The sequence below is a fragment of the Shinella sp. genome, assembly GCF_035998705.1.
Taxonomy (GTDB): domain Bacteria; phylum Pseudomonadota; class Alphaproteobacteria; order Rhizobiales; family Rhizobiaceae; genus Shinella.
In genome coordinates this window covers 603519-627330 of sequence record NZ_DASYHH010000008.1, presented here as the reverse complement: position 1 = coordinate 627330, position 23812 = coordinate 603519, and the positions used below count along the sequence as shown (strand labels likewise).

Sequence of the window (23812 nt, the reverse complement as noted above, 5' to 3'; positions counted from 1 at the left end):
CCGCGTGTTGCGGCTGCGATAGCATCCGCGGGCGACAACGACAATCGCCTCAGAAGGTGTCGATGGTGAGATCGGCGGGGCGCGAGTTCTCCAGGATGCGCTTTCCGTTCGGCAGGTCGTTGCCGTAGAGCTTCCAGCCGATCTGGTCCTCCGGCAGCGCATAGCCCATCCAGCGCCGGCGCAACCGCTCCTCCAGCACGGGGTAGGGCGGACCGACGAAGATGGTGAAGTCGAACTTGCCGTCGAGCCCGTCCCAGGGCGCATCCTTGAAGAGCAGGTAATTGCCCTCGGCGAGGATGAAGCGGGTTTCCCGCGGGATGGCGCGGGCGGCGTTGATGGCGATCTCGCGCGACCGGTCGAAAACCGGCACCAGCACTTCGCCCTCGGCCCGTTTCAGCGCGGTGACGATATCGATGAAGCCGCGGCCGTCGAAGGATTCCGGCGCGCCCTTGCGCGGCAAGAGGCCGCGCTCGGCGAGAATGCCGTTGTCCATGTGAAAGCCGTCCATCGGCAGGATTTCGGCGCTTTCGCCGCGGGTGACGAGGCCGTCCCGCAGCACCTCGGCCAGCGTCGATTTTCCTGCCGCCGGCGGGCCGGCGAGGCCGACCAGGAAGCGGCGCGCGTCTCCCGCGCGCCGCTGGAGTGCATCCACGATGGTGGCGGGCGAGATCATGCCGCGATCGCCTCCGCCGGCAGCTTGGCGCCGGTCATGAAGGCGACGGCGTCGGACATGGTGTAGTCCTTCGGGTTGATGACCGTGAGCCGCCGTCCGAGCCGGTGGATATGGATGCGGTCCGCCACCTCGAAGACATGCGGCATGTTGTGCGAGATCAGCACGATCGGAATGCCGCGCCGGCGCACGTCGAGGATGAGCTCCAGCACGCGCCGGCTCTCCTTGACGCCGAGTGCGGCCGTCGGTTCGTCGAGGATGATGACCTTCGAGCCGAAGGCGGCGGCGCGCGCCACCGCAACACCCTGGCGCTGGCCGCCCGACAGGGTCTCCACCGCCTGGTTGATGTTCTGGATCGTCATCAGGCCGAGTTCCGACAGCTTGTCGCGGGCGAATTTTTCCATCGCCGAGCGGTCGAGCTTGCGGAACCACTGGCCCATGACGCCGGGTTTGCGCAATTCGCGGCCGAGGAACATGTTGTCGGCGATCGACAGCGCCGGCGAGAGCGCGAGGTTCTGGTAGACGGTCTCGATGCCGGCCTTGCGCGCCTCGATCGGCGAGCGGAAGTTGATCACCTCGCCCTGCAGGCGGATTTCGCCCTCGTCCGGCGTGATGGCGCCGGAGATCGCCTTGATCATCGAGGATTTGCCGGCACCGTTGTCGCCGATCACGGCGAGGATTTCGCCGGGATAGAGGTCGAAATCGGCATGGTCGAGGGCGGTGACGCGGCCGTAGCGCTTGACGAGACCGCGCGCGGTGAGAATGGGTTCCATCAGCCTGCTACCTTTCTGATCCACTGGTCGATTGCGACTGCCGAGATGATGAGGACGCCGATCAGGAGATAGGTCCATTGCGGGTCCGTGCCGATAAGGCGAAGGCCGAGCGAGAAGACACCGACGATCAGCGCGCCGAAGATCATGCCGAGGATGGAGCCGCGCCCGCCGAACAGCGAGATGCCGCCGATCACCACGGCCGTGATCGATTCGATATTGGCGAACTGGCCGGCGGTCGGCGAGACCGAACCGATGCGGCCGATGAGCGCCCAGCCGGCCAGCGCGCAGATGAGGCCGGACAGCGTGTAGATCGAGACCAGCATGCGCTTGACGTTGACGCCGGCAAGTTCCGCCGCATCCGGGTCGTCGCCGACCGCATAGACGTGGCGGCCCCAGGCGGTGTGGTTCAGCACGTACCAGAGCAGCGCCACGAGCAGCACCATGGCGATGACGCCATAGGTGAAGACCGCGCTGCCGAGCTTGAGGTTGTTGCCGAAGAACTGGAGGAGCGGCGCCTGCGAGGAAATGTCCTGCGAGCGGATCGTCTCGTTGGCCGAATAGAGGAAGTTCGAGGCGAGGATGATCTGCCACATGCCGAGCGTGACGATGAAGGGCGGCAGTTTCATGCGGGCGACAAGCAGGCCGTTGATGTAGCCGCAGAGCGCGCCGCAGGCGAGCCCGCAGAGGACGGCGACCGTCGGCGGCAGGCCGTAGCGGAAGGTGAACTGGCCCATCACGACGGAGGACAGCACCATGATCGCGCCGACCGAAAGGTCGATGCCGGCCGTCAGGATCACCAGCGTCTGCGCCGCGCCGACGATGCCGACGATCGCCACCTGCTGGAGGATCAGCGTCAACGTGAAGGCGGAGAAGAACTTTCCGCCGAGAATGACGCCGAAGATGGCCACCGACAGTACGAGCACGATGAGCGGCACGGCCGCCGGGCTCGAATGCAGGAAATGCTGGAATTTCTGGATGGGCGTCTTGTCGTGCGTGTCGAAGGATGCGACCTGCGTCGCGCTGCCGGACAGCACCTTCTCGAATTCCTGCGATGGCTGCGAGGGTTGCGAACCCTGCGAGGCCGTCGTTGTCTCAGTCATGATCCAGTTCCTCCCCTTCCGGGTGCCGACCGTCGCGGCTTTGCCGGATGAAATGGTGTACGGACGCACCGATCGGGCGCTTTTCGCGCACCTGCCGCCATTTTTGGGCGGTCTCCTCCCCAAGCGGTCCCGGCTGTCGCCGTCGCCTGCCGAAGAAGGGTGCCCATGTCTTGTGCGAATGTCAAAGCAGGGTGCGTTTCACGCGGACCCGATCCGTCCGTAGCGGAATGCCGGCCCGGTCAGCCCGGGCCGGCGTGGTGGGGCATCAGCCCCAGCACTTGTCCTTGCCGGCCTTGGTGTCGATGGAGTCGACGCCGGCTGCCGGCTTGTCGGTGACGAGCGTCACGCCCGTGTCGAAGAAGTCCTTGCCTTCGGTCGCCTTCGGCTTTTCGCCGGTGTCGGCGAACGTCTTGATCGCCTCGATGCCGAGCGCCGCCATCATCAGCGGGTACTGCTGCGAGGTCGCGCCGATGACGCCATCCGCGACGTTCTGCACGCCCGGGCAACCGCCGTCGACCGATACGATCAGCACGTCGCCTTCCTTGCCGACGGCCTTCAGCGCTTCATAGGCGCCGGCTGCTGCCGGTTCGTTGATGGTGTGCACGACATTGATGGACGGATCCTTCTGGAGAAGGTTTTCCATGGCGGTACGGCCGCCTTCCTCGTTGCCATTGGTCACGTCATGGCCGACGATGCGGGCATCGTCCTCATCGCCGATCTTGCCGATGTCCTTAACGTCGATGCCGAAACCCTTCATGAAGCCCTGGTTGCGCAGCACGTCGACCGAAGGCTGCGAGGGCGTCAGGTTGAGGAAGGCGATCTTGGCGTCCTTGGCGGCGTCGCCGAGGGTGGCGGCAGCCCACTTGCCGATCAGTTCGCCGGCGAGCAGGTTGTCGGTGGCGAAGGTCATGTCGGCGCTGTCGACCGGCTCCAGCGGCGTGTCGAGCGCGATGACCAGCAGGCCGGCATCACGCGCCTTCTGCACGGAGGGAACGATGCCCTTCGTGTCGGATGCGGCGATCAGGATGCCCTTCGCGCCGTCCGCGATGCAGGTCTCGATAGCCGCGACCTGGCTTTCCGAATCGCCGTCGATCTTGCCGGCATAGGCCTTCAGCGTGACGCCGATTTCCTTGGCCTTCGCTTCGGCGCCTTCCTTCATCTTGACGAAGAAGGGGTTGGTGTCGGTCTTGGTGATCAGGCAGGCGGTGGTGTCGGCGGCGAGAGCCGGCGAGGAGAAGGCGACGCCGAGCGCGAGCGCGCCGAGAGCGGCGGAAATGATGGTTTTCTTCATGGTAATCCTCCCAAGGACAGAACGGGATGCGCCCCTCTCCTGGGGCCATCCGGTCGCAGGTGGCCAGCGGCTCCTCCGCCGGCAGACCGTGCTTCCACGCACGAAAAGAACACCAAAAGAAATCGCTGTCAATAAATAAATCGAATTGAATTATTAATCCAATGTGTCATGCTTCGACAAACAAGGGCGTGTCGTTTCCGGTGGAAGAGCGGAACGGCAGCCGATAAGAGGACGGGAGAGGCGCAGGACGCCGCGACCGGCACGGGAGGAGACGATGAGAAAGAATGCCGCGACGGCACCCGCCGCGCCGGCCGAAATCCTCGACCCGAGCGGGGGCGCCAACCAGGTGCGCGTGCGGGCCTATAACGAGCGGCTTGTCATGTCGCTGGTGCGTCGGCACGGCAGCCTCTCGAAGGCCGAGATCGCCCGGCGCAGCGGCCTTTCCGCCCAGACCGTGACGGTCATCATGCGCGCGCTGGAAGCCGAAGGCCTGCTGATGCGCGGCGCGCCGATGCGCGGCAAGGTCGGCCAGCCCTCCGTGCCCATGCGGCTCAATCCCGACGCCGTCTTTTCCTTCGGCCTGAAGATCGGCCGCCGCAGCGCCGATCTCGTCATGATGGATTTCGTCGGCGGCATCCGCCGACAGGTCCGCCGCACCTTTGCCTATCCGATGCCCGGCCCGCTGCTCGCCTTCGTCGAAGAGGGGCTTGCCGAGCTGGAAGCCGCGATCACGCCGCAGGAGCGCACCCGCATCGCCGGTTTCGGCGTGGCGGCGCCCTTCGAGCTCTGGAGTTGGGCAAGCGAGGTCGGCGCGCCGCAGGCCGACATGGACCAATGGCGCGGCGTCGACCTGGAGGCAGAAATCGCCCGGCGCGTGCCCTATCCGGTCGTCTTGCAGAACGACGCGACCAGCGCCTGCGCCGCCGAGCTCGTCTTCGGCCTCGGCCCGCAATATCCGGATTTCCTCTATCTGTTCATCGGCTCCTTCATCGGCGGCGGCGTGGTGCTGAATTCCGCGCTCTTCACCGGCCGCACCGGCACGGCCGGCGCCATCGGCCCGCTGCCGGTGCAGGGCCGCGACGGCGAGACCGTGCAGCTCCTGAAGATCGCCTCGATCTATCGGCTGGAGAACCTCTTGCGCGAGCACGGCGTCGATCCGAAGCCGCTCTGGTATTCGCCGGACGACTGGATCGAATTCGGCGCGCCGCTCGAAATCTGGATCGACGACATGGCGGCGGCACTCGCTCAAGCGGTCGTGGCGTCGGCCTCGGTCATCGACTTTTCCGCCGTCATCATCGATGGCGGCTTCCCGGCCTGGGTGCGCGAGCGCGTGGTTGCCGCGACGCGCGCCGCCGTCGCCCGTCTCGACCTGCAAGGCGTCACCCTGCCCGAAATCCTCGAAGGCGCCGTCGGCAGCCACGCCCGCTCGATCGGCGGCGCCAGTCTGCCGCTGTTCTCCCGCTATCTTCCCGACCAGAACGTCCTCTTCAAGGAGCTTGCCTGAATGCTGAAAGGTATCGACCCCATCCTGAGCCCGGAGCTGCTGTCGACGCTGCGCGCCATGGGCCACGGCGACGAGATCGCCATCGTCGACGGCAATTATCCGGGCGTCGAACATGCCCGCAGGCTCATCCGCCTCGACGGCGTGCCGCTTTTGCCCGTGCTCAACGCCGTGCTCTCGGTGCTGCCGATCGACGATTTCGTCGACGAGGCGATCTTCCGCTCCACCTTCCGCCAGGAGCGCGACACGCTTCAGCCCGTACACCACGAGATCATCGATTGCTGCGCCCGCCGCGAGCCGACGCGCATCGTCGTGCCGCTGGTCGGCGCCGATTTCTACAGCCGCGTCCGCGCCGCCCATACGCTGGTGCAGACGAGCGAGCCGCGGCTCTATGCAAACGTCATCCTGCGCAAGGGCGTCATCTATCCCTGACCCTGTTCCATCCGGAACAGCGCGCGGCGGGGCGATGTGGGAAAGTCTGATCACTGGATGAGAGAGGCTCATCCCGAACAGAGATCAGGAGAGACCCCATGCGCAAGTTCATCGTTTCCGCCACCGTTGCCCTCGTCGCAGCCGTTTCCTTCGCCGCTCCCTCGCAGGCCGGCTACTACAGCTACGGCTATGAACCCTATTGCTTCATCAAGAAGGTGAAGTCCTACGACTACTACGGCAATGTTATCATCAAGAAGATCAAGGTTTGCCGTTGATTTCTTCCTTCCGTCGATCCTCCCCGCCTTGCCCGGCTCGAAAGAGCCGGGTTCTTTATGCTCTAAACCCTTGAACGAAACGAAGCGGCGTGATTGTGTCGCGTCCTATCGAGAAGCAGGAGTTTCGCATGCGGGTGCTGGTGGTGGAAAACGACAGGGTGACGCTGCTCGGTCAGATCGGTGTCGCGCTGGAAGAGGCGGGCGCCGGGATCGAGATCTGCCGGCCGCATGCCGGCGACGCCATCCCTGCCGACGAGACGAAGCATGACGCCATCGTCGTGATGGGCGGTCCGCAGAACGCCCGCGACGACGAACGCCACGCCTATCTGCCGGCGCTGGCCGGGCTGATGCGCCGCTTCGGCGATGCGGAGAAATCGGTGCTCGGCGTCTGTCTCGGCAGCCAGCTTCTGGCGCGCGCCTATGGCGCGGAAAACCGCATCGGCACGGCGCCGGAATTCGGCTGGTGCACGGTCGCGCGGACGAAGGACGGTGCCGGCGACCCGGTTCTCTCCGCCGCGGCAAGCAGCTTCCCGATCTTTCAGTGGCATAGCGACACCTTCACGTTGCCTGAAGGCGCGGTCCGGCTCGCCACCAATGGCGCTGCCGAAAACCAGGCCTTCCGCATCGGCCGCGCCGTCTACGGCACGCAGTTCCATTTCGAGGCGAGCCGCACGGTCGTCGATGAATGGGTGCGCACCTTCCCCGACCTCATTCCGACGCTTGCGCCCGGCTGGCTCGAGCAGCGCGAGACGCTCGCCGCCGAAAACGGTCCCAGCGCCGACGCCACCGGCCTTGCCATCGCCCGCGCCTGGGTGGCGACGATCGCCGCCGCCGAGACCCGCCGCGTCGCCTAAAGCGCCATGATGGCTGCGGCGAATCGTGCCGCCGCGGCCTGCAGCACCGTGGGCGCAAAACCGGAAAAGCCGATGACCAGACCCTGCCGCGGCGGGTTGGTGACCGCCATGGACGACAGCGCCCTCACACCGAGCCCGGCCTTGCGCGCAATCTCCACCGCCGCGGTATCGGCAATCGAATCGGGCAGGCCGGTCACCAGATGCAGGCCCTGGTCGGGCACGGCGACCGAAAGGTTTTTGGCCGCCGAAAGCCCCGCGACCAGCGCATCGCGCGCCGCCTGCGCGTGCCGTCGGGCGCGGCGCAGATGGGCGGCGAAATGGCCTTCGCGCAGGAGGTCGGTCAGTGCGGCTTCGGCAAGCGTCGGCGGGCTGCGGTCGGTGCGGCTGCGCAGCGCCATGACCTCTTCGAGCAGCGGATCCGGGATGACGGCATAGCCGAGGCGCAACCCCGGAAACAGCACCTTGGAGAAGGTGCCGAGATAGATGACGCGGCCGCTATCGTCCATGCCCTGCATGGCGGCGAGCGGCGGGCCGGCAAAGCGGAACTCGCTGTCGTAATCGTCCTCGAGGATCCAGCCGCCGGTCTCGCGCGCCCAGTCGATGAGCGCGAGCCGGCGGCGCATGCTCATGGTCACGCCAAGCGGAAACTGGTGCGACGGCGTCACATAGACCGCTCGCGCCCCCGCCGTCGCCAGCGATATGTCCGCCCCCTCGGCATCCACCGCGAGGCCCGAAAGGGCGAGGCTCGCGCCGGCAAAGGCGGCCCGTGCGCTTGGATAACACGGGTCCTCGACCATCACCCGGTCGCCCGGCTGAAGCGCGCTGCGGATAACGAGGTCTATGCCCTGCTGTGTGCCGGTCGTGATGACGATCGACCGCGCCTCGCAGCGCACGCCGCGTGCCTGCCGGAGATAGGCCGCGACCGCCTGGCGCAGCGCCGCGCCGCCGCGCGGATCGCCATAGTAGAAATGTTCCGGGCCGGGGCGGGCGAGATGGCGCGCCAGCAGCGTGCGAAACAGGTTCAGCGTGCGCGCATCGGCCATTGCCACGCCGAGCGTGCCGGGCAGCGGCATTTTCGCCTCGGTGTTTTCCGTTTCCACTGGCAACGCGGACTTCACGACGGGCACCCGGTCGGCGACGAAGGTGCCGGCGCCCGTGCGCGCCACGGCATAACCTTCGGCGATCAGCGTTTCGAAGGCGGCGACCACGCTGCCGCGCGCGATCTTCAGCCGCGCCGCCAGATCGCGCGACGGCGGCAGCTTGCTGCCTGCCGGAATGGTCCCCACCTCGATCAGCCGGCGCAGCTCCCGGTAAAGCGCCGGCGTGCGTTTGCCCGCCGCCGGCAGCACGGGGATGAGCGACGACCAATCTGGCAGATTGGTTCGGATTTTTTGACCAGGATTGGTACTTTTTCGATCCAATGGCATGGCGCACCATGGCGGCACCCTGTTTGAAAGGCAAGATCGCATGCGTGCAGAAACCGACACCGCCACCTATCCCATCACCCCCCGCAACCGCGTCAAGCGCATGCATGAACGCGGCAGCTACGACTGCGACAGCGTCTACGCCATCCTAGATGCGGCCATGCTCTGCAACGTCGCCTATGTCATCGACGGCCAGCCCTATGCGACACCCACGCTGTTCTGGCGCAAGGGCGATACGCTCTACTGGCACGGCTCGTCGGCCAGCCGCATGCTGCGTCATCTGAAGGCCGGCACGCCCGCCTGCCTCACGGTCGCCCATCTCGACGGGCTGGTGCTGGCGCGCTCCGGCTTCAACCATTCGGCCAACTACCGCTCCGCCATGTGTTTCGGCACCGCGCGCCTCGTCGAGGATTCCGACGAAAAGATCGAGGCGATGCGCGACGTCGTCGACCGCTTCTATCCCGGCCGCAGCGCGCTCTTGCGCCCCATCACGCCGCAGGAGGCCAAGGCCACGACGATCATCGCCATGCCGATCGACGAGGCCGCCGCGAAGGTGCGCGCCAAGGGCGTGGGCGACGACGAGGCGGATTTCGCCCTGCCGATCTGGGCCGGCGTCATTCCCGTGACGACCGTGCTCGGCGCCGTCGAAACCTGTCCCCGGCTGGTGGAGGGCGTCGAACCGCCCGCGATGCTCGGCCTTTTCCCGCCGGGAGGACGGCTGGACACGTCACTCCTCGCCGGCCAGGACGCCTACGAAAATGCTTAGCCGGCTACCAAGAGACGGCGGTAGGACCGGCGTCGTTTCGGCAGGGATGACGCAGGCGTGATCGCGGCCGGTGGCAGGACGGCTTGCCACCGGCGCGCGCAGCGGCTAGAGAACCCGCGCGCTGGACGACCAGCGCCTTTGTACGTTCCGGGGACGGCCCCTTATCTCGCAGTCGAGATAGGATGGCGCCGCGTGAACTCTTCACTCCCTACCGTTCCAAAATCAGCCGCGCGCCTGTCGCGTGCCGTGCATCGCCGCGCCGCGATCACGGTGCGCGTTCGTGTGTGCCCTGATGTCTTTCCAAGGAAATCCGATGGCCGGACCCATTGAGCAATTCGAGATCAAGCCGCTTGTGCCCTTCCAGATCGGCGGGCTCGACCTGAGCTTCACCAATTCTTCCGCCTACATGGTGCTGACCGTCGTGGCAGCCAGCGGCTTCCTGCTGTTCGCCACGCGCCGGCGCGCCTTGGTGCCGGGACGCGGGCAATCGAGCGCGGAGATGGTCTACGAATTCGTCGCGGCGACGCTTCGGGCCAATGCGGGCGAGCAGGGCATGCGTTTCTTCCCGCTGGTGTTCTCGCTCTTCCTGTTCGTCCTCGTCGCCAACCTCGTCGGCATGTTCCCCTATGCCTTCACGGTGACGAGCCATCTGATCGTCACCTTCGCACTCGCCATGCTGGTCTTTGCCACGGTCACCCTCTACGGCCTGTTCACGCACGGTGCCGGTTTCCTGAAACTGTTCGTGCCGGAGGGCGTGCCGCTGATCCTGACGCCGATCATCGTGCCGATCGAGATGATTTCCTATCTCTCCCGCCCCGTCAGCCATTCCGTGCGCCTCTTTGCCGTCATGCTGGCCGGCCATATCACGCTGAAAGTCTTTGCCGGCTTCGTCGTCTCGATGGGCAGCCTTGGCACGCTCGGCATGCCGGGCGCGGTGCTGCCGCTCGCCATGACCGTGGCGCTGACGGCGCTGGAACTGCTGATGGCGATCATCCAGGCCTACGTCTTCACCATGCTCACCTGCATGTACCTGAACGACGCCCTGCATCCGGGTCACTGAGACAGACCCGGCCGTGCCGAAACGGCACAGGGTCGGGTTTTTCCGGTTCACGCGATGGAAAGGCCGATGCCGTAGAAAGGCACTCGATCAACGAGGCCCCCGCAATGCAGATCACCGGCATCATGAACACGGCCCGCCAGGGCATGGCGACGGAAACGGCGCGCGCCGGAACGGCAGCCCGCAACATCGCCGGCGGCACAGGCGATCCGGCAATGGATATGCTCGATCTGGTCTCCGCCGAAATCGGCTTCCGCGCCAACGCCGCCGTCTTCGAGACGGGCGCGGACCTCTGGCAGGTCCTCGCAACCATCAAGCGGGATTAGCGCAAAGAAAAAGGGAGGCCAGAGCCTCCCTTTGTTATTCGTCGCCCATCTTGAGGGCCGCGATGAAGGCTTCCTGCGGGATTTCCACCTTGCCGAACTGGCGCATGCGCTTCTTGCCGGCCTTCTGCTTGTCGAGCAGCTTGCGCTTGCGGGTGGCGTCGCCGCCGTAGCACTTGGCGGTCACGTCCTTGCGCAGCGCCGAGATGGTCTCGCGGGCGATCACGTTGCCGCCGATGGCGGCCTGGATCGGAATCTTGAACATGTGCTTCGGGATCAGCTCCTTGAGCTTCTCGCACATGTCGCGGCCGCGCTTCTCCGCCGCCATCCGGTGCACCATCATCGACAAGGCATCGACCGGCTCGCCGTTCACCAGGATCGACATCTTCACCAGATTGCCTTCCTGATGGCTGGTGATCTGGTAGTCGAACGAGGCGTAGCCCTTGGAGATCGACTTCAGCCGGTCGTAGAAATCGAAGACGACTTCGTTGAGCGGCAGGTCATAGGTCAGCATCGCGCGGGTGCCGACATAGGTGAGTTCCACCTGTATGCCGCGACGGTCCTGGCAGAGTTTCAAGATGCCGCCGAGATAATCGTCCGGCGTCAGGATGGTGGCGCGGATCCAGGGCTCGTGAATTTCCTTGATCCGCACGACATCCGGCATGTCGGCCGGGTTGTGCAGCTCTCGCTCCGAGCCGTCGTTCATGAACAGCTTGTAGACGACCGAAGGCGCGGTCGCGATCAGGTCGAGATCGAATTCACGCTCGAGGCGTTCCTGGACGATTTCGAGATGCAGGAGGCCGAGGAAGCCGCAGCGGAAACCGAAGCCGAGCGCGGCGGAGGATTCCATTTCGAAGGAGAAGGACGCATCGTTGAGGCGCAGCTTGCCCATGGCGGCGCGCAGGTCCTCGAAGTCGGCGGCGTCGACCGGGAACAGGCCGCAGAACACCACCGGCTGCGCCGGCTTGAAGCCCGGCAGCATGTGGGCGGTCGGGCGCTTGTCCTCGGTGATCGTATCGCCGACGCGGGTATCGGCCACTTCCTTGATGGAGGCGGTAATGAAGCCGATTTCGCCCGGGCCGAGCGCCTCGACGGTCACCATCTTCGGCGTGATGACGCCGACGCGTTCCACCTGGTACTTTGCGTCCGTGCCCATCATGCGGATGGTCTGGCCCTTTTTCAGCACGCCATCGAGAATGCGCACGAGCACGATGACGCCGAGATAGGTGTCGTACCAGCTATCGACGAGAAGCGCCTTCAGCGGCGCCGTCTCGCCGCCCTCGCTCTTCGGCGCGGGCAACTGGTGGACGATGGCTTCCAGCACGTCGGGAATGCCGAGGCCGGTCTTGGCCGAAATCAGCACGGCCTGCGATGCGTCGATGCCGATGACTTCCTCGATCTGCTCGCGGATGCGGTCGGGCTCGGCCGCCGGCAGGTCGATCTTGTTGAGCACCGTGACGATCTCGTGGTTGTTGTCGATCGCCTGGTAGACGTTGGCGAGCGTCTGCGCCTCGACGCCCTGCGACGCATCCACCACGAGAAGCGAACCCTCGCAGGCCGACAGCGAGCGCGACACTTCATAGGCGAAGTCGACATGGCCGGGCGTGTCGATGAGGTTGAGGATGTAGGTCTCGCCATTGTTGGCGAGATAATGCAGGCGCACGGTCTGTGCCTTGATGGTGATGCCGCGTTCCTTCTCGATATCCATGTTATCGAGAACCTGTTCCGACATCTCGCGCGCGGCAAGGCCACCGGTCGTCTGGATCAGACGGTCGGCGAGCGTCGACTTGCCGTGGTCGATATGGGCCACGATCGAGAAATTGCGGATATGGTCGAGGGGCGTCGAAGAATTGGTGCTCATGCGCGCCATATAGCAGCGGCCGAGATTCCCGCAAAGCGGTAAATGAACCGTTGTATGACCGGAATGTCCGCTATTCCCGGGCGTTTTCACCTTCGACGAGCGCACCGGCATTCGGCACCTGCGCACTTCTGATTTCGAAGCTTTCCCGCGCCGCCACCGGCACGGTCTCACGACGGCGCAGCCGATGGGCGACGAAGGCGGCGTAGAGGAGTGCGACGGCCATGGCGGCATAGATGAACGTCTTCGGGCCGTAGATGGGGGTGAGCGCCGTGACCGCCAGCGGAACCAGCGTCGCAGACGCCGACCAGGCGACGAGCAGGGTGGAGGCGAGCGGCACGAAATCCTCTGGGTCCGTGCGGTCGTTGGCATGCGCATTGGCGATCGAATAGACGCTTTCGACCGCACCGGCCCATAGCGCGAAGACCAGCATCAGGATGAAGAAGGCCTGGAAGGAGACGAAGAGGGCCACGACCGCCGTGCCGGCGATCAGAAGGCAGGTGAAGATCAGCACGATGCGCCGGTCGATGCGGTCGGACAGCGTGCCGAGCGGATATTGCACGAAGATCAGGCCGAACTGCATGACGAACATCAGGAGCGCGACGTCCGTCTGGCCGACATTGTTGGTGGCGGCATAGATCGGCGTAAAGCCCTGCACGACCATGGACAGCCCGCCGGCGGCAAGGACGCCGATCAGCGCCACCGGTGAATTGCGCCACGTCATGGCGAAATCGACGCTGACGCGGGCGGGTGCCGGCGGGGTGGGCAGACGGGTCAGGCCGATCGGCAGCAGCGCGATGGTGGTGACGAAGATGGTGACGAGCGGCGCGAGGTTTCCGTCCGCCGGCATCTGCCCGAACAGCCAGGCGCCGACGCCGAGGCCGAGCACATAGGCCATGTAGAAGAACGACATGGCCTTGCCGCGCCAGCGGTTGTCGGCCGCATGGTTCAGCCAGCTCTGCGTGATGATGAAGTTGGAATTGCCCGCCATGCCATAGATGCAGCGCGCCAGGATCCAGAGGAGCGGGTTGACGCCAAGCGCCACGAGGAAGGCGGCGATGATGACGAGGGCCAGCGAGCAGGAAAAGGCCCGGGCATGGCCGACGCGCCGGATGACCGGGCCGGCGATGACGCAGCCGACGAGCCCGCCGAAGGCGATGGCCGTGACCGCAGCGCCTGGCGCCCACGCGGGTGCGACGGCGCGCGACAGCACATAGGGCACATAGGCCAGCATGATGCCGTTGCCAACGGCCACGAAGGTCATCGAAACGACGATGGCGGTGATGGAGAAGAGCGACGATGCCCGTTGCGTCTCACCTGTCATCTGTCCGTCCTCCCGATTCTGCCGCGCCACCTTATCCGCCCGGCCGATGTCGCATTGTCGCCGGAGCGGCATGAGCGGAATTTATTTTCAGATCGGGTCATGCCGGTTGACTCCACTATAAGAGAGAATTATTCCATAATAATGGAAAACGAAACCGACCCCCTGGAAAGCGCCATCGGCGAGCGGCTGCGGCTGCTGCGCACTGCGCGCAACCAGACGCTCGACGACCTCGCGACCGCCTCGGGCGTCAGCCGTGCGATGATCTCGCGCATCGAGCGCGGCGAGGCGAGCCCGACGGCGCAGCTGCTCTCACGGCTCTGCGCCGCGTTGGACCTGACGCTCTCCGCCTTCTTCGCCTTTTCGCAAGGAGACGGCGATCCGCTGTCGCGGCGCGAGAAACAGACCGTCTGGCGCGATCCGGAGACGGGTTACCAGCGCCGTGCCGTCTCGCCGCCGGACACGGCGTCCCGCGTCGAGGTGATCGACGTGGACTTTCCGGCCGGTGCCCGCATCGCCTATCCGCCGGAGACGGCGAAGGCGGGCATGACGCAGCATGTCTGGCTGTTTTCCGGGCTTCTGCGCATGACGATCGCCGGGACCGTGCACGACCTTGAACCCGGGGATTGCCTCTACATGAGCATCACCGAGGGCCATGTCTTCGAAAACCCCGGCACCGAGCCGGCCCATTATGCCGTGGTGCTGGACCGCGGCCGCAACTGAGATAGTCGAGGAAAAAGATGAGCGACATAAAGCTGCTCGATCATGAGGAAACCCGCGCCCGGCTGGGTGAACTTGCCGAAGTGCTGTCGGATTGCGTCACCGGCGGCGCCTCCGTCGGTTTCATGGCGCCCTATGGCCCGGCGGATGCATTGCCCTTCTGGGACGGTGTGGCCGCCGCGGTTGGCGAGGATGCGACCTTGCTCTTTGCCGCCGAGCGCGAGGGTCGCATCGTCGGCACCGTGCAGGTCGGCATTCGCCAGATGCCGAATCAGCCGCACCGGGCGGATGTGAAGAAGCTGCTGGTAATGGAGAGCGAGCGCGGGCGCGGCCTCGCCCGCGCCCTCATGACAGCCGCCGAAACCGAGGCCGCCCGGCGTGGCAAGACGGTGCTCGTGCTCGACACCGCCACCGGCAGTCCCGCCGAAACCGTCTACGAGAAGCTCGGCTGGCAACGCGCCGGCGTCATTCCGGACTATGCGCTCTACCCCGACGGCCGCTATTGTGCGACGACGTTTTTCTACAAGCGGATCGGGGAGGGCGCTTAGGCTTCAGTGCCAAACCCCGGTCCACCTCTTTTATGGACACGGGACCCATGACCTTCTCTCCCTTCGACCACCCCTATCTGTTCGGCCTCCTGGGTGACGGCGAGATCGCCGCGCTGTTTTCGGCCGCCGCCGAACTGGAAGCCATGCTCGCCTTCGAGGTGGCCCTGGCGAAAGCTGAAGCCGGAGAGGGAATCATCACGCAGGACGCCGCTCTGGCGATTGCGGAGACGGCGCACCGCTTCTCCCCTGACGTCGCGAGCCTGCGGACGGCAACCGCCCGCGACGGCGTCGTCGTGCCGGACCTGGTGCGCCAGTTGCGCGCGGCGGTCGGCGAGCCGCACGGCAAACACGTCCATGTCGGCGCCACCAGCCAGGACGTCATCGACAGCGGGCTGATGCTGCGGCTCTCGCGCGTGCTGCCGATCCTCGAAAACCGGCTGGAGGCGCTTGCTGCAAACCTCGATGGCCTCGCCGCCGATTTCGGCGATCGCCCTCTGATGGGCCGCACCCGCATGCAGGCGGCAATCGAGATCACGGTCAAGGACCGTATCGAATCGTGGCGGTCACCGCTCGCGCGCCATGCCGGTCGGCTAAAGGGCTTCGCCAAGGACGGCCTCGCGGTGCAATTCGGCGGCGCGGCCGGCACGCTGGAAAAGCTGGGCGCCAAGGGGCCGGCGGTGCGCGCGGCGCTCGCCCGCGAACTCGGCCTCGCCGATGCCCCCCAGTGGCACAGCCAGCGCGACCGGATCGGCGATCTCGCCGCCCTCCTCGCGGCCATGACCGGCAGCCTCGGCAAGCTCGGCCAGGACGTGGCGCTGATGGCGGACCGCGGCGACGAGATCGCGCTTGCCGGCGGCGGCGGGTCCTCCGCCATGCCGCACAAGCAGAACCCGGTCGGCGCTGAAGTGCTCGTCACGCTCGCGCGCTTCAATGCCGCCCAGCTCGGCGGGCTCGCCCAGGCCGCGGTGCACGAGCAGGAGCGCTCGGGGGCGGCCTGGACGCTCGAATGGCTGATCCTGCCGCAGATGGTCGCCGCTGCCGGCGTGTCTCTTCGCCTGGCCGGCGACCTCATCGCCTCCGTCAAGCGACTGGGCGCGGTATAGGGCAAATTCATAATTTATGAGTTATGAATTTGACGGATATTTTCATTTTACATCACCGTTTCATCTGGCAATCTGGCAAAACGCTCTTTTGCGACTGGACCGGGCACTGGCTGGGAGGCTGGCCCTCAGGGAGGAAAACATGAAGAAATTTGCGATCGCCGCGCTGGCGGCGGCACTGATGGGCGGCGTCGCCCAGGCCGATACGATCAAGGTCGGCGTCGTCGGGCCGTTTTCCGGCCCCTTCGCGCTCCAGGGCAAGAATTTCAAGGCCGGCATCGACGCCTATATGGCGCTGAACGGCAACACGGTCGGCGACGATACGATCGAGATCATCTACCGCGACATCCCGACCGCCGATCCGGCCCAGTCCAAGGCGCTGTCGCAGGAGCTCGTCGTCAAGGAGGGCGTGCAGTACTTGGCCGGCTTCTATTTCACGCCGGATGCCATGGCCGCCACGCCGCTGCTCGAACAGGCGAACGTGCCGATGGTGGTGATGAACGCCGCGACCTCGGCCATCGTCACGAAAAGCCCCCTCGTGGTGCGCACCTCGTTCACCACCTGGCAGACCTCCACGCCGATCGCCAAGGTCGCTGTCGACGGCGGCACGAAGAAGGTCATTTCCGTCGTCAGCGACTATGGCCCGGGCGTCGACGCCGAAGCCGCCTTCAAGGCCGGGTTCGAGGCGGCCGGTGGCGCGGTCGTCGAGGCGATCCGCATGCCGCTCCAGACCAACGATTTTTCGCCGATCATGCAGCGCATCAAGGATTCGGGCGCCGAGGGCGTCTTCGCCTTCCTGCCCTCCGGCCCGACGACGCTCGGCTTCGTAAAAGCCTTCAACGAAAACGGCCTCAAGGATGCCGGCATCAAATTCTTCGCGCCCGGCGACCTGACCCAGGAATCCGACCTGCCGGCGCTGGGCGAGGCGGCCCTCGGCCTGCAGACGACGTTCCACTACGCCGTCTCGCACGATTCCACGGAAAACAAGACATTCGTCGAAGCCGCCGTCAAGGCGATCGGCAACCCCGCCGAACTCTCCTTCCCCGCGGTCGGCGCCTATGATGGCATGCATGTCATCTACAAGATGATCGAGGCGACCGGCGGCGAGCAGGACGCGGCCAAGGCCGTCGAGGCCGTGAAGGGCCTCTCCTGGGAAAGCCCGCGCGGGCCAGTGACGATCGACCCGGAAAGCCGGCACATCACGCAGAACATCTATCTGCGCGAAGTGGCGAAGGCTGAGGATGGGATCTATTACAACAAGGAAATCCAGACGTTTGAAAAGCAGGGCGATCCGGGACTGGCGGCTGCGAAGTAGGCTGGGGATTCGCCCCTCACCCTCACCCTCACCCTCACCCTAACCCTCTCCCCGCAAGCGGGGAGAGGGGACGTGCCCTGCGAGACGGTAGTGGCTTGGCGAGACTGAGCGGCATATCCCTTCGCCCCGCTTGCGGGGAGAAGGTGGCCGGCAGGCCGGATGAGGGGCCGGCAACACCGAGCCTTGTACGCAACACCAGGACGGAAAAATGCAAACGGTCTTCAGCATCGGTGTCGATGCCCTTGCCTATGGCATGGTGCTCTTCGTCATCTCCATCGGGCTTTCGGTCACCATGGGCCTGATGCGCGTCGTCAACCTGGCGCATGGCGCCTTCGCGATGATCGGCGGCTACATCGCTTCCTATGCTGCGCGCGACCTTGGTCTCGCTTATGCCTTCGCCGTCCTCATCGCCGTCGTCGGCAGCATCCTCATCGCCATCCCCATCGAGCGCCTGCTCTACCGCCGCATCTATGGCCAGCCGGAGTTGACGCAGGTGCTGATGACGATCGGCATCACCTTCTGCATCATCGGCATCGCCAACTATGTCTTCGGCCCGACGCTGAAAACCATCCCGACGCCGGAGGCGCTGCGCCAGTCCGTCAGCCTCGGTTTCCGCACCGTCTCGGCGCACCGCCTCTTCGTCATCGCCTGCGGCCTCGCGGTGGCGCTCGGCCTCTGGTACTTCATCGAGCGCACGGCCTTCGGCGTCAAACTGCGCGCCGCCGTCGACAATGCGGCGATGGCCGCGGCGCTCGGCGTCAAGACGCAGGTCGTGTATGCCGTCAGCTTCGCGGTCGCCGTCGGCCTGGCCGCGTTCGGCGGCGTGGTCGGCGCGGAGCTTCTGCCGATCGAGCCCTATTATGCGCTGCGCTACATGGTGACCTTCCTCGTCGTCGTCTCGGTCGGCGGCGCGGGCTCCATTCCCGGCGCGCTCGCCGCCTGCCTGCTGCTCGGCGCCATCGACACGACGGGGCGTTACCTCATGCCGGAATTCGGCGAGTTCTTCTTCTACCTCGCGGTCATCGCCATCGTCTGGATCTTTCCACGCGGCCTTGCGGGGAGGGCGAAGTGATGGCGCTCCTGACGACGTCCCTTTCCACCACCGGCGACCCCCGCGCCCGGCTGACGCGCGACGCGATCGGCGTTCTCGTCATCGCCGCCTTCGCCGTCGTCGGCTACTTCCTCTTCCCGAACAATCTGGCGCTGCTCACCCGCATCACCGCGATCGCGATGCTGGTCCTCTCGCTCGATCTCGTCACCGGCTATTGCGGCGTCGCGACGCTCGGCCATGCCGCGCTCTTCGGCGCCGGCGCCTATGGCGCGGGCATCGCGGCCGCGCATTTCGGCATCACCGACCCGATCGCCATGCTTGCTGTCGGCATTGTCGCCGGCGCACTTGCGGGACTCGTCTCCGGCGTGGTGGTGCTCCGGGCGCATGGCCTGCCGCAGCTCGTGCTCTCCATCGCCATCATCCATCTCGCGCATGAGGCCGCCAACAAGGCGTCCGGCTGGACCGGCGGCAGCGATGGCCTCGCCGGCATCATGCCCGATGCCGTCTTCGGCCTGTGGCAGTTCGATCTCTGGGGCCGCACGGCCTATGTCTTCGGCATCGTGCTGCTCGTCGCCGCCTTCGTCATCCTGCGCCAGATCGTGCGCTCGCCCTTCGGCATGCTCTGCCGCGGCATCCGGCAGGATCCGCTGCGCGTGCGCGCCATGGGCGCCTCGGTGCATGGCACGCTGATCAAAATGTACGCCATTTCCGGCGCGGTCGCCGGTGCCGGCGGCGCGCTCAACGCCATCTCCACGCAGGTCGTCGGCCTCGACAGCCTGTCCTTCACGCTCTCGGCTGAAGCCCTCGTCATGCTCGTGCTCGGCGGCACCGGCTCGCTCTACGGCGCGCTGATCGGCACCATAACTTTTATGTGGTTCGAGGACGTCGTCTCCGCCGCAAACCCGTTCCACTGGCTCACCATCGTCGGCGCGCTCCTGATCGCCGTGGTGCTCTTCGCGCCGAAGGGCCTGTACGGCTCCGTCGCCGCCTATTTCGAACGCCGCGGGAGGAAGGGCCGATGAGCACGATCTTCGACGTCCGCAACCTGAAAAAGATGTTCGGCGGCCTTGCCGTCACCAACGATGTCTCGCTGTCGATGGCGCCGGGCGACCGGGTCGCGCTGATCGGCCCGAACGGTGCCGGCAAGACGACCTTCGTCAATCTCGTTACGGGCAATATCCTGCCGAATTCCGGCACCGTGACGCTGGGCGGCGAGGACGTCACGCGCCTGGGCCCGACCCAGCGCGTGCGCCGCGGCCTCGTGCGCTCTTTCCAGGTCACGCGCCTCTTTTCCGAGATGACGCCGGAGGAGCATGTGTCGCTGGCCATCCTCCAGCGCGAAGGTCGTGCGGGAAAAATGTTTGCCAGCCACCGCGCCATGCCCGATGTGATGGACGAGGCCCACGCCCTGCTCGCCAAGCTCGGCATTGCGCACCTGGCCGGCCACCGCGTCAGCGAGATCGCCTACGGCCAGCAGCGCTTGCTGGAGCTTGCACTGGCGCTGGCGCTGAAGCCGAAGGTCCTCCTGCTCGACGAGCCCGCCGCCGGCGTGCCGCAGAGCGATACGGCGCGCATCGAGCAGGCGATCGCCGACCTGCCGGCCGACCTCGCCGTGCTGATGATCGAACACGACATGGACCTCGTCTTCCGCTTCGCCAAGCGCGTCATCGTGCTGGCGGCGGGCGAGATCATCTTCGACGGATCGCCGGATGCGGTGACGAAGGACGCCCGCGTCCGCCAGGCCTATCTCGGGAGTTATGCCGATGCCCGCAGCGTCGCTTGAAATCGCCGGCCTTTCCGCCGGCTACGGCCCGACGCGGGTGCTGGAGGACATTTCCTTCTCCGCCGGCGCTGGGGGAAAACTCGCCGTGCTCGGCCGCAACGGCATGGGCAAATCCACCCTTTTCGCGACGCTCGCCGGCCAGACGAAACGCTACGGCGGCGAGATTCGCCTCGACGGCCAGCCGATCGAAGGCATCGACAGCGCTTCGCGCGCCCTGAAGGGCCTCGGCTACGTGCCGCAATCGCGCGACGTCTTCCCGACGCTGACCGTGGAGGAGAACCTCTTCGTCGGCCTGAAGGCACGGCCGCGGACGGCGATCGAGGAGGCCTACGCCATGTTTCCGCGCCTGAGGGAGCGGCGCAAAAACCTCGGCTCGCAGCTTTCCGGCGGTGAACAGCAGATGCTGACGACGGCGCGCACCATCCTCGGCCAGCCCTCCGTGCTGCTGCTCGACGAACCGCTGGAGGGCCTCGCCCCCGTCATCTGCGAAGAACTGATGGCGGCCTTCGGCACGCTCGCGGCTTCCGGCGAAATGACCATCCTGCTGGTCGAACAGCGCATCCAGAGCGCGCTCGATTTCGCCGACGCGGTCATCATTCTCGAACGTGGCCGCATCGCCTGGACCGGCACACCGGCGGCCCTCGCCGCAGACCAGTACACGGTCGAAACCCTGCTCGGCGTCGGCGGCCTGCACTGAGCCGCAGGTCCCTGTTCCACACGGAACAGCGGGCAGCCAAGCGATGTGGGAAAGTCTGATCACTGGATGAGAGAGGCTCATCCATCACAGAGATCAGGCCAACCAATCAGGAGAGACCCCCATGCGCAAGATCATCGTTTCCGCCACCGTCGCAATCGTCGCCGCCGTTTCCTTCGCCGCCCCGTCGCAGGCCGGTTACTACAGCTACGGCTACCAGCCGCATTGCTTCGTCAAGAAGATTCACTCCTACGACTACTACGGCAATCTGGTCGTCAAGAAGATCAAGATCTGCAAGTAAGCGTCGCCCCACTGACACCTCCCCGAAGGCCCGGATGTTCCCCTGCATCCGGGTCTTTTGACGTTAACGTCAGATATCGAAGAACACTGTTTCCTTCTCACCCTGCAGATGGATGTCGAACCGGTAGCTGTCGCCCTCCGCCACGGCGGCGATCAGCGTCGGCACGCGCACCCGGTGTTCGATGCGGGCGAGTACGGGGTCCTCACCATTGGCCGTTTCCTCGTCGCCGAAATACAGGCGGGTGTTGAGGCCGAGATTGATGCCGCGGGCAACGATCCAGAACGAGATGTGCGGCGCCATCGGGCGGCCGTCCCTGAAGGGAACACGGCCGGGCTTGATCGTCTCGAAGCGGTATTCGCCGGTCTCGCCGTTCGTCGCGCAGCGCCCCCAGCCGGAAAAGTTGGGGTCGGCGCTGCCGCGCAGTTCCGACGGGCTGTTGTAGAGGCCGGCGGCATCCGCCTGCCAGATCTCGATCAGCGCGTCGCGCAGCGGCGTGCCGGTACCGTCCAGCACGCGGCCGGTGATGGTGATGCGCCGGCCGAGCGTTTTCTCGTTGACCATGGTGGCGCCGAGATCGCTGTCGTAGACGCCGCCGATGCCGGAAAAGTTCGGCGTCAGGCCGATATGCACATAAGGCCCCGCCGTCTGGGAGGCACTTTCCTTGAGGGTGCCGAGGGTCTGGACCATCAGTTGCCCTCCATCCGGTTTTCGAAGAGCGTCGAGCGGCGGCCGCGCAGCACGATGTCGAACTTGTAGGCGCGTGCATCCATCGGGATCGTGTTGCCCCAGTCGAGGGCCGCGACGAGCTGCTCGATCGCCGCCTTGTCCGGAATGGTCTGCACGATGGGACACTTCCAGATCATCGGGTCGCCCTCGAAATACATCTGCGTGATCAGCCGCTGTGCAAAACCGTGGCCGAAGACGGAAAAATGGATATGGGCCGGGCGCCAGTCGTTGACGCCGTTCGGCCAGGGATAGGGGCCGGGCTTGATGGTGCGGAAGGCGTAATGGCCGTCTTCATCGGTGATGGTGCGCCCGCAGCCCCCGAAATTCGGATCGAGCGGCGCGAGATAGGTTTCCTTCTTGTGGCGGTAGCGCCCGCCGGCGTTCGCCTGCCAGAATTCGAGTAGCGCCCCCGGCACCGGCCGCGCCCGCTCGTCGAGCACGCGGCCATGCACGATGATGCGCTCGCCGATGGCGCTTTCGCCGGCTTTGGCGAAATTGTGGATCAGGTCGTTGTCGAGCTCGCCGAGGATCGAATGGCCGAAGACCGGGCCGGTGATTTCCGACACCGTGCCGTCGAGCGACAGCAGCGCCTTCTGCGGCGAGCGCAGCACGGAGGTCTTGTAGCCCGGCGTCAGCCCCGGCGGATGCCATTGGCGATCGCGGGAGAAGAAGGCGCCCGTTTCGGGTTTTTTGTTGGAAAGGTCTGTCATGTTGCCTCAGGCCGCCTGTTCCGCGTCCAGTTCCTCGAAGACATGTTTGGCGATCTTGATCGCCCGGTTCGCCGCCGGCACGCCGGCATAGATCGCGACATGCAAGAGCGCCTCGCCGATGTCCTCGCGGCTCGCCCCGGTGTTGACGGTCGCGCGCACATGCATCGCCACCTCCTCGTCATGGCCAAGCGCTGCCAGCAGCGCGATCGTCACCATGGAGCGCTCGCGTTTCGTCCAGCCCGGCCGCGACCAGACCGTGCCCCAGGCGCCCTCGGTGATCAGCTCCTGGAAGGGCTGGTCGAAGGCCGTTGCCGCTGACGAGGCGCGGTCGACATGGTGGTCGCCGAGCACCGCGCGACGGGTCACCATGCCCTGGCGGTAGCGATCGGAAAAGGTGTGGGCATCAGCCATTTGGCGCGTCTCCGGCGGGTAGGGTGGCGATGAAGGCGCGGATCATCTCGGTCAGCATTTCCGGCTGCTCCACGCAGGGAATATGCCCGGCATCCTTGATGACCTCGTAACGGGCGCCCGGAATGAGCTTTGCCATGGAAAGCACGAGATCCGGCGGCGTCGAGCCGTCCTGGTCGCCGACGACGCAGAGCGTCGGCACGGAGATGCGCTTGGCGGTTTCGGTAAGATCGGCATCGCGCACCGAAGCGCAGGTGGCGGCGTAACCGACGGCCGACTGGCGGATCAGCATATTGCGGTAGCCATGATAGGCGGCATTTTCCGGGCGGCGGAAGGCGGGCGTGAACCAGCGCTCCATGACCTGGTCGGCAAGGCTCTCGATGCCCTTCGTCTCGACGCTCTCGATGCGGGCATTCCACATGTCCGCGGTGCCGATCTTGTGCGCCGTGTCGCAGAGCACCAGCGCCTTGACGAGATCCGGCCGTTTCGCTTGAAGCGCCTGCGCGATCAGGCCGCCGACGGAAAGGCCGCAGATGATCGCGCCTTTCACGGCGAGCCGGTCGAGCAGGGCGGCGAGATCGAGCACGTGGTCGTCGATCGAATAGGGCACCTGGCCGAGATCGGAGAGGCCGTGGCCGCGCTTGTCATAGGTGATGATCGGGAAATCGCCGGCGAGCCGCACCACGACGTCGCGCCAGATGCGGAAATCGGTGCCGAGCGAATTGGCAAAGACGATCACCGGCCGCCCGGCGGGGCCGCCGATCAGCTGATGGTGCAGGATGACGTCGTTGACGGTTGCGAATTGCACGTC

At 65.8% G+C, this 23812-nt stretch carries 27 protein-coding genes; 16 read left to right on the top strand and 11 right to left on the bottom strand.

Annotated features, from left to right (window positions below; all coding sequences use genetic code 11):
• Positions 1-49 precede the first annotated feature (49 nt).
• From VGN93_RS06050 to VGN93_RS06035, 4 genes are all read right to left on the bottom strand, one after another.
• Positions 50-673: a nucleoside triphosphate hydrolase gene (locus tag VGN93_RS06050; RefSeq protein WP_327506743.1), complete on the bottom strand. Its 624-nt coding sequence runs from the start codon at positions 671-673 to the stop codon at positions 50-52.
• Positions 670-1443 (bottom strand): ATP-binding cassette domain-containing protein, encoded by a 774-nt coding sequence (locus tag VGN93_RS06045; protein ID WP_319322146.1) that lies wholly within the window; start codon positions 1441-1443, stop codon positions 670-672. Before VGN93_RS06045 ends, VGN93_RS06050 begins: the two co-directional genes overlap by 4 nt.
• Complete coding sequence (locus tag VGN93_RS06040) at positions 1443-2543, bottom strand: ABC transporter permease (protein WP_256118241.1); 1101 nt, start codon at positions 2541-2543, stop codon at positions 1443-1445. The genes VGN93_RS06045 and VGN93_RS06040 overlap by 1 nt, the downstream gene beginning before the upstream one ends.
• Before the next feature lie 265 nt (positions 2544-2808).
• Positions 2809-3834, bottom strand: a complete 1026-nt coding sequence (locus tag VGN93_RS06035; protein WP_327506742.1) for a sugar ABC transporter substrate-binding protein — start codon at positions 3832-3834, stop codon at positions 2809-2811.
• A gap of 274 nt (positions 3835-4108) precedes the next feature.
• On the opposite strand from VGN93_RS06035, the gene VGN93_RS06030 reads away from it, so the two are divergent.
• From VGN93_RS06030 to VGN93_RS06015, 4 genes are all read left to right on the top strand, one after another.
• Entirely contained in the window at positions 4109-5338 is a 1230-nt protein-coding gene (locus VGN93_RS06030) for an ROK family transcriptional regulator (RefSeq protein WP_327506741.1), read from the top strand.
• On the top strand, positions 5339-5767 hold the full coding sequence (locus VGN93_RS06025; RefSeq protein ID WP_327506740.1) for an RbsD/FucU family protein: 429 nt from the start codon (positions 5339-5341) through the stop codon (positions 5765-5767).
• Positions 5768-5865: 98 nt separating this feature from the next.
• The gene (locus VGN93_RS06020) at positions 5866-6042 is read left to right on the top strand and encodes a hypothetical protein (RefSeq protein ID WP_319322159.1); all 177 of its coding nucleotides are present in this window, start codon (positions 5866-5868) and stop codon (positions 6040-6042) included.
• A 128-nt stretch (positions 6043-6170) separates the two neighbouring features.
• Positions 6171-6896, top strand: a complete 726-nt coding sequence (locus VGN93_RS06015) for a type 1 glutamine amidotransferase (RefSeq protein WP_327506739.1) — start codon at positions 6171-6173, stop codon at positions 6894-6896.
• Here VGN93_RS06015 and VGN93_RS06010 read toward each other — a convergent pair.
• Positions 6893-8245, bottom strand: a complete 1353-nt coding sequence (locus VGN93_RS06010) for a PLP-dependent aminotransferase family protein (RefSeq protein ID WP_327506738.1) — start codon at positions 8243-8245, stop codon at positions 6893-6895. The two genes, VGN93_RS06015 and VGN93_RS06010, sit on opposite strands and share 4 nt — an antisense overlap.
• 118 nt (positions 8246-8363) lie before the next feature.
• Between VGN93_RS06010 and VGN93_RS06005 the strand changes: the two genes are divergently transcribed.
• The 3 genes from VGN93_RS06005 (at position 8364) to VGN93_RS05995 (ending at position 10469) form a co-directional block, all read left to right on the top strand.
• Complete coding sequence (locus tag VGN93_RS06005) at positions 8364-9086, top strand: pyridoxamine 5'-phosphate oxidase family protein (protein ID WP_327506737.1); 723 nt, start codon at positions 8364-8366, stop codon at positions 9084-9086.
• A gap of 313 nt (positions 9087-9399) precedes the next feature.
• Positions 9400-10146, top strand: coding sequence for a F0F1 ATP synthase subunit A (locus VGN93_RS06000; RefSeq protein WP_327506736.1), 747 nt, complete (start codon positions 9400-9402; stop codon positions 10144-10146).
• A 104-nt stretch (positions 10147-10250) separates the two neighbouring features.
• Complete coding sequence (locus tag VGN93_RS05995) at positions 10251-10469, top strand: hypothetical protein (protein WP_327506735.1); 219 nt, start codon at positions 10251-10253, stop codon at positions 10467-10469.
• Positions 10470-10503: 34 nt separating this feature from the next.
• Here the strand turns inward: VGN93_RS05995 and lepA are convergent, their stop codons facing one another.
• Both lepA and VGN93_RS05985 read right to left on the bottom strand, forming a co-directional pair.
• Positions 10504-12336, bottom strand: a complete 1833-nt coding sequence (lepA, locus tag VGN93_RS05990; RefSeq protein ID WP_327506734.1) for a translation elongation factor 4 — start codon at positions 12334-12336, stop codon at positions 10504-10506.
• A 61-nt stretch (positions 12337-12397) separates the two neighbouring features.
• A complete protein-coding gene (locus VGN93_RS05985) occupies positions 12398-13648 on the bottom strand; it encodes an MFS transporter (protein WP_319322180.1) in 1251 nt (416 codons plus the stop codon).
• 141 nt (positions 13649-13789) lie between these two features.
• Between VGN93_RS05985 and VGN93_RS05980 the strand changes: the two genes are divergently transcribed.
• The 9 genes from VGN93_RS05980 to VGN93_RS05940 all read left to right on the top strand — a co-directional run bounded on the left by VGN93_RS05980 (position 13790) and on the right by VGN93_RS05940 (position 21157).
• Positions 13790-14368: an XRE family transcriptional regulator gene (locus tag VGN93_RS05980; RefSeq protein ID WP_327506733.1), complete on the top strand. Its 579-nt coding sequence runs from the start codon at positions 13790-13792 to the stop codon at positions 14366-14368.
• A 17-nt stretch (positions 14369-14385) separates the two neighbouring features.
• Complete coding sequence (locus VGN93_RS05975) at positions 14386-14913, top strand: GNAT family N-acetyltransferase (protein ID WP_327506732.1); 528 nt, start codon at positions 14386-14388, stop codon at positions 14911-14913.
• Positions 14914-14960: 47 nt separating this feature from the next.
• Positions 14961-16016, top strand: a complete 1056-nt coding sequence (locus VGN93_RS05970) for a 3-carboxy-cis,cis-muconate cycloisomerase (protein WP_327506731.1) — start codon at positions 14961-14963, stop codon at positions 16014-16016.
• Positions 16017-16155: 139 nt separating this feature from the next.
• Positions 16156-17328, top strand: coding sequence for an ABC transporter substrate-binding protein (locus tag VGN93_RS05965; RefSeq protein WP_327506730.1), 1173 nt, complete (start codon positions 16156-16158; stop codon positions 17326-17328).
• 208 nt (positions 17329-17536) lie between these two features.
• Positions 17537-18400 (top strand): branched-chain amino acid ABC transporter permease, encoded by an 864-nt coding sequence (locus tag VGN93_RS05960; protein WP_327506729.1) that lies wholly within the window; start codon positions 17537-17539, stop codon positions 18398-18400.
• Positions 18400-19401, top strand: coding sequence for a branched-chain amino acid ABC transporter permease (locus VGN93_RS05955; protein WP_327506728.1), 1002 nt, complete (start codon positions 18400-18402; stop codon positions 19399-19401). Before VGN93_RS05960 ends, VGN93_RS05955 begins: the two co-directional genes overlap by 1 nt.
• Positions 19398-20162, top strand: a complete 765-nt coding sequence (locus tag VGN93_RS05950) for an ABC transporter ATP-binding protein (protein ID WP_327506727.1) — start codon at positions 19398-19400, stop codon at positions 20160-20162. The genes VGN93_RS05955 and VGN93_RS05950 overlap by 4 nt, the downstream gene beginning before the upstream one ends.
• Positions 20143-20859, top strand: coding sequence for an ABC transporter ATP-binding protein (locus VGN93_RS05945; protein WP_327506726.1), 717 nt, complete (start codon positions 20143-20145; stop codon positions 20857-20859). The genes VGN93_RS05950 and VGN93_RS05945 overlap by 20 nt, the downstream gene beginning before the upstream one ends.
• Before the next feature lie 121 nt (positions 20860-20980).
• A complete protein-coding gene (locus VGN93_RS05940; RefSeq protein WP_319323869.1) occupies positions 20981-21157 on the top strand; it encodes a hypothetical protein in 177 nt (58 codons plus the stop codon).
• A 69-nt stretch (positions 21158-21226) separates the two neighbouring features.
• Here VGN93_RS05940 and pcaG read toward each other — a convergent pair whose 3' ends face one another.
• The 4 genes from pcaG to pcaD are packed head-to-tail and all read right to left on the bottom strand — an operon-like array spanning position 21227 to position 23809.
• Positions 21227-21844, bottom strand: coding sequence for a protocatechuate 3,4-dioxygenase subunit alpha (gene pcaG, locus VGN93_RS05935; protein ID WP_327506725.1), 618 nt, complete (start codon positions 21842-21844; stop codon positions 21227-21229).
• A complete protein-coding gene (pcaH, locus tag VGN93_RS05930; RefSeq protein WP_327506724.1) occupies positions 21844-22593 on the bottom strand; it encodes a protocatechuate 3,4-dioxygenase subunit beta in 750 nt (249 codons plus the stop codon). The genes pcaG and pcaH overlap by 1 nt, the downstream gene beginning before the upstream one ends.
• A 6-nt stretch (positions 22594-22599) precedes the next feature.
• Positions 22600-23004, bottom strand: a complete 405-nt coding sequence (gene pcaC, locus VGN93_RS05925) for a 4-carboxymuconolactone decarboxylase (protein ID WP_327506723.1) — start codon at positions 23002-23004, stop codon at positions 22600-22602.
• Complete coding sequence (pcaD, locus tag VGN93_RS05920) at positions 22997-23809, bottom strand: 3-oxoadipate enol-lactonase (RefSeq protein ID WP_327506722.1); 813 nt, start codon at positions 23807-23809, stop codon at positions 22997-22999. Before pcaD ends, pcaC begins: the two co-directional genes overlap by 8 nt.
• Positions 23810-23812: the final 3 nt, after the last annotated feature.